General features: G+C 63.7%; 8 protein-coding genes and 1 pseudogene. 3 read left to right on the top strand and 6 right to left on the bottom strand.

From position 1 onward, the window contains the following. Positions 1-126 precede the first annotated feature (126 nt). The 6 genes from QNJ43_RS21595 to QNJ43_RS21570 form a co-directional block, all read right to left on the bottom strand. Complete coding sequence (locus QNJ43_RS21595; RefSeq protein ID WP_300472968.1) at positions 127-954, bottom strand: TIGR02186 family protein; 828 nt, start codon at positions 952-954, stop codon at positions 127-129. Beyond that, positions 951-1880, bottom strand: coding sequence for a sulfite exporter TauE/SafE family protein (locus QNJ43_RS21590; RefSeq protein ID WP_300472966.1), 930 nt, complete (start codon positions 1878-1880; stop codon positions 951-953). Before QNJ43_RS21590 ends, QNJ43_RS21595 begins: the two co-directional genes overlap by 4 nt. Before the next feature lie 215 nt (positions 1881-2095). Further along, positions 2096-2917: an SEL1-like repeat protein gene (locus QNJ43_RS21585; protein WP_300472976.1), complete on the bottom strand. Its 822-nt coding sequence runs from the start codon at positions 2915-2917 to the stop codon at positions 2096-2098. Positions 2918-3565: 648 nt separating this feature from the next. Next, entirely contained in the window at positions 3566-4060 is a 495-nt protein-coding gene (locus QNJ43_RS21580; protein ID WP_300472963.1) for a hypothetical protein, read from the bottom strand. Continuing rightward, entirely contained in the window at positions 4036-4680 is a 645-nt protein-coding gene (locus QNJ43_RS21575; protein WP_300472961.1) for a hypothetical protein, read from the bottom strand. Before QNJ43_RS21575 ends, QNJ43_RS21580 begins: the two co-directional genes overlap by 25 nt. Before the next feature lie 102 nt (positions 4681-4782). Further along, positions 4783-5106, bottom strand: a complete 324-nt coding sequence (locus QNJ43_RS21570) for a hypothetical protein (RefSeq protein ID WP_300472959.1) — start codon at positions 5104-5106, stop codon at positions 4783-4785. Here QNJ43_RS21570 and QNJ43_RS21565 point away from each other — a divergent pair. The 3 genes and pseudogenes from QNJ43_RS21565 (at position 5098) to QNJ43_RS21555 (ending at position 9297) form a co-directional block, all read left to right on the top strand. Next, the gene (locus tag QNJ43_RS21565; RefSeq protein ID WP_300472957.1) at positions 5098-6621 is read left to right on the top strand and encodes a hypothetical protein; all 1524 of its coding nucleotides are present in this window, start codon (positions 5098-5100) and stop codon (positions 6619-6621) included. The two genes, QNJ43_RS21570 and QNJ43_RS21565, sit on opposite strands and share 9 nt — an antisense overlap. Before the next feature lie 269 nt (positions 6622-6890). Further along, on the top strand, positions 6891-7349 hold the full coding sequence (locus QNJ43_RS21560; protein WP_300472954.1) for a MerR family DNA-binding transcriptional regulator: 459 nt from the start codon (positions 6891-6893) through the stop codon (positions 7347-7349). Between the two features lie 151 nt (positions 7350-7500). Further along, positions 7501-9297, top strand: a pseudogene (locus QNJ43_RS21555) (acyl-CoA dehydrogenase C-terminal domain-containing protein). The last annotated feature ends 16 nt before the right edge of the window (positions 9298-9313 follow it).

Below are 9313 nucleotides of genomic sequence, written 5' to 3'. Positions count from 1 at the left end.
GCCTTCGGCCCGACCTCTCCCCATGGGAGAGGTATTTCCCTCAGCCATTTCTGTCGGACCTTGGAGCGCTTTAGCCAATGGGGGAAGAAGGGTACACGCTTCACAAATGGAGACGCGTTGCCACCCCTATTCCTTGCGGAAGATGACGCCAGCCAGCCAGCCGGTGAAGATCGCCATCAGCACCGTGGTCAGGCCGTAGATGAGCGTGTTGGTGTGGGCCGTCGAATAGGTGAACTGTTCGAAGCCTGCCTTGGCGATGCGCAGATTCTGGCGCTGGGTGGTGAGAAGCGCGCCGCCGCGAAAGAGCGAGACATCCACCTTGTAGTCGCCGTCCGGCACGTTGGCGGGAAGCGGGACGGTGGTTCGAAACAGCGAGGACGACAGGAAGCCAACCGCGGAGGAGCGCTCGGCGTAGAGGCCCTCCTGCACCTTCAACCGCAACAGGGCATCGCGAAACGACTGTCGGTCGTCTTCGCTCATGTCGAACCCGGCATCCGAACGAAGCGTCAGGTTTTTCGCGCCGATGCCCTTGTCCTTCAGCAACGCCTCATCGGCGATCAGGCTCAGCCGACGGGTGCTGTGCAGGGCGTAGAAGGACAGGATATCGATGAAACGGACGGACTCGTTGTTGACCCAGACGCCGAAGACCCGCGCCTTGCGGCGGATGACGATGGTTTCCTTCGGCCCGTCGACGGTGACGACGATGTCGTAAGGCTCTGGTCGCTCGACGGTTTTGTCATCACGTTCGATCACGCCGAAGACGACGATCTCCGCGCCGGTGAAGTTCGAGGTGATCTTGACGGTGGGTTCGGAAAGAGCGGTGACGAGGGTTTCGGCCTGGCTGTCACTGATGAGGAATAACGCTGAAATGATCGTCAGCACGGCTTGTGCCAGACGCACATGCTTCAAACGCGCCGGGGTCAGAAGTCCGATCTCCACCACCCGTACCCTCATTGACCGCCTTCCGAAAGGATTGACAGAGAATAGAGGTCGGTCGGCTCCAGCACCAGATCGATGGCGAAGCGCATGCCGACCACAAGCACCACGAGAGCGAGGAGCGCGCGCAACTGTTCGCCGCGCAGATGCTGGCCGAGATGGGCTCCGAACTGGGCGCCGACCACGCCGCCGATCATCAGGATGAGCGCCAGCAGGGCATCGACCGACTGGTTCGACACTGCCTGCAGGACGGTCGCCACCACCATGGTCGCCAGGATCTGCACCAGCGAGGTGCCGATCACCACGTTGGTTGGCACGCACAGCAGGTAGATCAGCGCAGGCACCATGATGAAGCCGCCGCCGATACCCAGTACCGCGCCCAGAAAGCCGATGGTGATGCCAAGCCCGGCAATGGGAATGATGCTGACATAGAGCCTGGAGCGGCGGAAGCGGACCTTGAAGGGCAGCCTGTGCACCCAGTTGTGCTGGCCCGGACGGCGCAGCGTGGCGGGCTTGCCGGAATGGCTGTGCAGCATGGCGCGCACGGATTCCACCATCATCAGCCCACCGATCAGGGTCAGGAAGGAGACATAGGCGATGGAAATCGTCAGATCGAGCTGACCGAGCGCGCGCAGAACCGAGAACAGCCAGACGCCCAGCGCCGACCCCATGATGCCGCCGCACAGGAGCACGAAGGCGAGCGGAAAATCGATGGATTTGCTCCGCCAGTAGGTGAGCACGCCGGAAAAGGAGGAGGCGATGACCTGGGTCGTCACGGTCGCGACCGCAACGGCGGGCGGAATGCCGGTGAAGATCAACAGCGGAGTGAGCAGGAAACCGCCGCCGATGCCGAACATGCCCGACAGGAAGCCGACGACACCGCCCATCGACAGGATCATGAAAATGTTGACCGGTAGCTCGGCAATGGGGAGGTAGATCTGCAACGGCCCAGTCCGGTGCTAAGGATTGCGGCGGGCGCGCTCGTGCCGCCATTTCGCACCGCAAACAATGCCGTTTAAATCCCCCCTCGCCGGGCGCTGTCAATCGGCCTTTCGCGGTTCTGGTTCACTTTCGGTTCATGGCGCGTCGGCCATGGCACAGTTCGCAGGATTCGGACACATTACCGACCTTGAAACCCGTCCCGGCGTAGGCGCCGGGATCAGATCATTCGGCTGGCCAGAGCCCGGATGAGTTTCTTGTCGACCGCGCCGTTCACGGGCAGTCCCTCGCGGCTCTGGAACGTACGGATCGCTTCCAGCGTCTTGGGACCGGCAACCCCGTCGGCAGGGCCCGGATCGAAGCCGAAATTGCCGAGCAGAAGCTGGGCCTGCTTGACTAGCCCCATGTCGGCGGCCGACGCCGCATCGGCGGGCTTGCCCTTCCAGGCCGCGTCGCTCTCTACCCGATTGGCGTCCTCGTTGATCGCCTTCTCGTTCCAGGAGCTGACCGCCTTGCGCGCGTTGACCAGCTGGTCCTGCGGCATGGAATTGGCGATCTCGTCGTGCTTGGCCGCGGCATCGCCGTCGCCGAGCTTGGCGGCAATGGCGAACCACTTGTAGAAGGCCGACAGGTCCTTCTTCACCCCGAGGCCGCGGGCGTAGAGAACGCCGAGATTGAACTGGCTGTCGCGGACCCCGCGGTGGGCCGCCTTTTCGAACCAGCGTGCGGCGCGGGCGAAGTCGGGCTTGCCGAGAGCGCCGTCGGCCAGAAGAACGGCCAGATTGTGCATGACCTTGACGTTTTCCTGATCGGCGGCGCGCTGATACCACTTGCGCGCCTCTGCGAGATCACGGACAACCCCGCGACCCTTTTCGTAGAAGCTGCCCAGACGATACTGGGCCGGCGCAAGACTGCCTTCGGCGGCCAGGCGATACCATTCCGCCGCCTTGGCGAGATCCGCCGTGACGCCCTTGCCCTCGGTGTAGTGCAAGGCGATTTCGAACTGGGCGCGAGGGTTGCCGTCGGTTGCGGCAAGGCGCAGCGCCAGCGGGCCGACGGCCGCTCCGGGCGTGGGAACGGACGGCGCCGCATTCGTCCCACCCGATGAGGGGCTTTCGCTCTGGGGGTGTCACTGCCTGAGGAGCATTGGCCTGGGACGCGACAGGCGCGGCGCTGTCGGCACCGACCTTGCCGGTCGCCTCGGCGCTCGCGGTTTCCGTGCGAGCCGGCTTGGCAGGCGCGTTGTTGAAGCGTCCATAAGGCTGGACGGCATCGGGACTGGCGAACTTTCCGGGCTCCGCCGTGTGCGGCTGGAACGTCACCGCTTCATCAGGCGTGCTGCTGGGTGCGGGCGGGATGGCATGCCCGCCATTGTTGGCAGCGCCGGCCGCATCCGCGCTTCGCGACGCAGACGACGTATCGGTCTGACCGCCAGTGTCGGCCACCGGAGTGGGCTGCGGCTGGGAACCCTCGAACATCGTCGAAACCTTCAGCGCGCCGATGGTCAGGATCACGGCAGCTACCGCATAGATCAGGGGACGACAGAGACGCGAGGTCGAGCCGAACCCTTTGGCCGCGCCTTTCTCCTTGATCTTATTTGCCTTTTTCTCTTTTCCTGGCTTTTCGAAACCGCGCGCCAGCGCCTCTTCCTCGGAAACGGGGGCGACAGAATCGTCGCTGCGCGAGCGCTTCAGCCGGCTGCGCAGCCGAGCGCCGCGGTCCTTGGTTTCCCCGGCCCGTTCCTTTTCCTCTTCCGCGACCTCGGCGGATGCGGTCTGGACGGCGCAACGGGCGGCGGCGATGAAATCGGCCTTGCGATCGCCCGACGCACCTGCGGCATTCTCCTCCCCCGCCTGAGCACGCAGGAGGGCGGCCAGATCCAGCTTGCCACTGTGCCCGACTCCAGCGGAACGTCTTTCACCGTCGACAGATCGGGAAGCTCGTCCTCGTCGTGTCCGTTCTCATCGTGCCCGTTCGTATCGTGCCCGTTCGTATCGTGATCGGACAGGTTGCCGGAATGCCCGGTGAAGGGCGGCCGCGGGGGATAGCCCATCGACATCCGCCGACCGCCACCTGCGGCGACGGCGACCTCGGCATAGCCGATCTCGCCTTCCATCTCGTCGTCGTTTTCAAGAGCGGCAAGACGGGCGGAAATTTCGCTCAGAACCCGCGGGACCCGCTCCATCGAGGTGTCGGTTTCGCGGCGGTCGTCCTGTGCGGCCTCAAACAGACGGGCCAGATCGCCGCGCAACCCTTCGATGGCAGCATCGGGGCGCGAAACGGTTTGCGACGATGCGGCGAGGCGGCCGCCTCATGGACGTCCTGTCCGCGCGCGGAGACGACGGCATCGATGCGCCCGAGTGCGGCCTCAATATTAACGAGACCTGCGAGCCGGTCCTCCGTGGCGTCGAACTGACCGGCGATGACGGCGATCTGCTGTTCGATGCGCTGCAGCTTGGCGTCATCGGGCGCGCCGCGATCATCGGTGACGAGCGAGCGGACGAGCTGCTGGATCTGCGGCTCGATGGCAGCAACGAGCGTTTCGTTGTGCGTGACCTCGTCGCGCAGAGCCTTCACATCCTCGCGCATGGCGGCAAGGTCCTGGGCGGCGTGAAGGTCCTGTCCGTAGCCGGCGCTCAGCGCGCCTGCGATATCGGCGACCTGGCGCTGAAGTTCGGCGAGACGTTCGGTGCTCATCCGGTCGGCGGCGGCATCGATACGCGCGACGGCCCTTTCCAGCGTGTCGGCATCGAGTGCGGGGCCCTCGAAGGCACCGAGCTTGCCGGAAATGCCGTCGATGCGCATTTCCAGAAGACCTAGCGCGCGTTCGAATTCCGCCGGACCGCCGGACTGGCGTTCGATGCGATCGAGACGACCGAGGATTTCGCCGAGCCGCTCGTCGACGCGCTAATGGGCGCCGCCGGTCGAGGAGCGATTCTCCGCCAGCATGGAGGAGATGCGCTCCATGCGGTTGTTCAGCGTGTCGAGAATGGCGCGGTCGGGAAGACGATCCTCGAAGGTCAGCAGGCGTTCGTGGATATCAGCAGAGGCATCCTGCGACATCGCATCGATGCGGTCACTCAGGTCGCGAAGCTGGCCGTCGACGCTGCGCACCAGATTGGCAACATCGAGTTCGCGGATGGCCGTGCGCAGTTCGCGCATTTCTTGTTCAAGATGATCGAGCCCCTGCAGCGCACCGCGCGAGGACAGGTCGTGCAGACGATGCGCCATGTCATCGAGGCGATCGTCAAAGACGGCAAAGCTGCTGGCGCGCGGAATGTCGGCCAGGCTGCGTTTGATCTCGTCGAGACGGTGGTCGAGAGCGTGAAGCGCATCGGGATCGTCAATCCGGCGGCGCATGTCATCGAGCCGTTCGACGATGTGGGCGTAACCGGATTCCAGCGTCTTCATAGCGCTGTCAATATTGTGGCTCATCACCGTTTCGCGCAGATCGGCGATCTCGGCGCGCACCTCTTCGGCCAAGTGCGGATCGTGCGCCTCGCGCTGCATGCGCTCCACGGAGGCGATCAGGTGCGTGATCTCGCCGAGATCCCGGTCGCTGGTGCCGTCGCGTTCGATGGAACGGCGGAGCGATGCGATCTCCTCGCACAGATCGGCGAAGGCCTCATCGTACGGTTAGCGCAGAGAGTCGATGCACTCGGCCAGATCGCGGAAGTGATGTTCGATTTCGGCGTTGGGCGCGACGCGCCGTTCCGCAAAGACGGCGGGCTGCTCTCGATCCTATTGCGGGCGTGGCGCCGCGGCGTAGGAAGGACACTCGGACCGGACAACCGGCTCCTGGCGCGGCTCTGCGCGGAACTTGTCCGTCGCCCGCCGCCCGTCGCTGCGCCGGGTTTCGCGGCGACGATCCTCCCCGGGGACATCTTCGCGACGGCGGTCTTCCTCAAAGCGGGTAGCACGCTCGCGAACCTCACGGCGACGTCCAAGCCGGGGCTCGTTCCAGTTACCGGTCTCTTCGCGGCGCTCGATGGTGCGGACAGGTTCCTCGATGATGGCCTGGCTCGGGATTTGACCTGTGTCTTGGTTGGCGCCCTAACTGGCTCCCTGGCCGGCAGCAGTCTCGCCATTGCGGGCCGACAGGGAGCGCATGCGCTGAGCGAGCTTGCCGAGCGCGGCCAGAACACTCTCGATCCGATGGGAGCACTCTTCCGGCAACACGTCGACATGACGTTCCGCAGGCGCTGCGGCGCGGGCGGGTTCGACAACCCGGTCGCAGGACGCACGTTCATCAGCACGCCTTTCGGCGCGGCTTGCGGGCCGCACGGGCGGGGCACAGCGGTCATCGCCCTGGCGGGCGTCGTCGCGGACATTTTCGGCAAGCAGCCGATCGAGCGCGCTGGTGATATATTAAATATTATCATTGTCGGTAATGCGAGAGATCGAGCTTCCACGCAGACGCTCACCGCGCTCGCGCAAGGACGGGCGTTCGCGTTCGCGGCACTCAGGCGCGGCGGACGGGGCTGCACCCATGTCGGTCTGTTCGGAGCGGATCCCATCGCGGATCAGCGAATTGAGCCATTCATCGACTGTCATGCCGGCACGCTCGGCGGCTTCTACCGCCCTATCCCGAGCATCGTTGCCCAAGTCACGAATGCTCCACGACATGAGCAGTCCCCGCTATCCGTCATTCTACCGCGTGCCCACACGCAGCCATTTTTCTGGCAACCTTCTGGCAGCCTTTTGGCCCGGCAACCGACCGATGGACGCCACATTCGGCGCACCTAATCCCTCGGCGATTTCCTCCTTTCAGGGTAAACGCCGGGTTAATGTGCGGCATCTGATGGAACACTCGAGGGTATTTCGATTAACCATAAGCCGCAAGATGCGCAGAATTCCGCAGCTTTTCAGACAAGCATCGGCTGGGAAGGTACCGGAGCATCGCAGAGCAGCAATCACTGGACGTTTACGCAAACGTAAGATATCATGGGAGCCAAATCGACTGTCGAGCGCCGCTTCGCACGCGTGGAGCGCACGCTGCAACAAGAGACGATGCCATGAGCGAAGCACTTTTGATAGACGGGGATATCGCTTCGGCGATCTCTACCGCCGACGAGCCGGGCAAGAATACCACCTTCACCATCGGCGAACTCGCCAAGGAGTTCGGCGTCACCCTGCGCACCCTACGGTTCTACGAGGACAAGGGGCTGATCAACCCCAAGCGCGACGGTCAGAACCGGCTCTACAGCCGCCGCGACCGAGCGCGGTTGAAGCTCGTGCTGATGGGCAAGAAGGTCGGCTTTTCTCTCAATGAAATCTGCGACATGCTGGATCTCTACGACCTGCGCAACGGCCAGGTGGTGCAGCTTCGCGTGGCACTGGACAAGTTCAACCAGCAGATCGACGTGCTCAAGGAGCAGAGGAGCCATATCGAGCAGGCGATCGACGAGCTGTCGCGCACGGTGGAGGTCGTGTCCGGCATGCTGAAGGAGAAGGAAGCGGCGGAGAAGAAATAGCGCGAGAGGTCCATGAGCCTCCGTATTTCCGCCATGAGAGAAGATGGAACGGAGAGAACGTACCGAGGGGAGTTCACGTTTACGCAGACGTAATGTTACGTGCGATGATTAATGGGACCCTTGAACGGGCCGGCTCTGGGAGGATCACGTTTTGCCAAGCTATCGCGCACCGGTCGAAGACACCCTTTTCCTGCTGAACGATGTGTTCGGCATGGATCGCTATTCCAACCTGCCCGGCTTTGCCGACGTCTCGCCGGACCTCGTGGAGGCCATCCTCAACGAGGGGGCGAAATTGGCGGAGGAGGTCGTCCAGCCGCTCAACCAGTCGGGCGACCGCGAGGGCTGCACGCGGGCCGAGGACGGCTCGGTGACGACACCCAAGGGCTTCAAGGACGCTTTCACCAAATTCGCGGAAGGCGGCTGGATCGGGCTTTCGGCCGATCCGGATTACGGCGGACAGGGTCTGCCGCACACGCTGACCGTCGCCATGAACGAGTTCCTGTGCTCCGCCAACATGGCGTTTTCCATGTATCCGGACCTCACCCAGGGCGCGATCGCGGCGCTTCAGGTGCACGGATCGGACGAGCAGAAACAGACATACCTGCCCAAAATGATGTCGGGCGCATGGTGCGGCACCATGAACCTGACCGAGCCCCATTGCGGCACGGATCTGGCTCTCATCCACACCAAGGCGGTGCCGAACGGCGACCGATCTTACGCGATTTCCGGCACGAAGATCTTCATCTCCGCCGGCGAGCACGATCTGTCTGACAACATCATCCATCTGGTTCTGGCGCGCATCGAAGGTGCTCCGGCGGGCACCAAGGGCATCTCGCTCTTCGTCGTGCCGAAGTTCATGGTGAACGAGGACGGCTCTATAGGTGAGCGCAACGGCGTCGTGTGCGGCTCGCTGGAAGAGAAGATGGGCATTCACGGTAATTCGACCTGCGTCATGAACTATGACGGGGCGACGGGCTAGCTCGTCGGCAAGGAGAACAAGGGCTTGCGCGCCATGTTCAGGATGATGAACGAGGCCCGGCTCGGGGTTGCCGTTCAGGGGCTGTCGCAGTCCGAGGTCGCCTATCAGAACGCCGCCATCTACGCCAAGGACCGCTTGCAGGGCCGCGCGCTGACCGGGGCGCAGGCGCCGGACAAGGCGGCCGATCCGATCATCGTTCACCCCGATGTGCGCCGCGCGCTGATGACGGTGCGCGCCTTCAACGAGGCGGGCCGGGCGCTGGTTTTGTGGACCTCGCTTAAAGGCGACGTCTCGCATCGCTCCGACGACGAGAAGGACCGCACCGCGGGCGAGGGCGTGATGGGGCTGATGACCCCGGTCTTGAAGGGCGTTTTCACCGACAAGGGCTTCGACAACGCGGTCATCGCCCAGCAGATGTTCGGCGGGCACGGCTATATCGCGGAGTGGGGCATGGAGCAGTTCGTGCGCGATGCGCGCATTTCCATGATCTACGAGGGCGCGAACGGCATTCAGACGCTCGATCTCGTCGGCCGCAAGCTTCCCGCAAACGGCGGGCAGGCCGTGATGTCCTTCTTCAACGAGGTCGGCACCTTCTTGCAGGAAGCGGGCGCAGAAGAAGGCGTCGCTCCGCTGGCCGGATCGCTGAAGTCGGGACTTAAGGATCTGCAGAAGGCAACCATGTGGTTCATGCAGAACGCCATGACCAAGCCCGACAATGCGGGCGCGGGCTCGACCGACTACATGCACCTCTTCGGGCTGGTGGCGCTCGGCTACATGTGGGCGCAGATCACCCGCGTGGCGCAGGCGAAGCTGGCGGAAGGGGCAGAAGGCAGCGAGGACTTCTACAAGACCAAGCTGGTGCTGGCGCGTCACTTCATGGAACGTCAGATGCCGGAAACCGCAACGCGCCTTGCCCACATCCAAGCCGGAGCGGACACGGTGATGGAGCTGCCCGCGGAGGCATTCTGAGGAACGGGACGACGTG

This window comes from Breoghania sp. (assembly GCF_030066895.1).
Taxonomy (GTDB): domain Bacteria; phylum Pseudomonadota; class Alphaproteobacteria; order Rhizobiales; family Stappiaceae; genus Breoghania.
The sequence above is the reverse complement of the archived record's forward strand: the minus strand, read 5'-3'. Positions and strand labels throughout refer to the sequence as shown.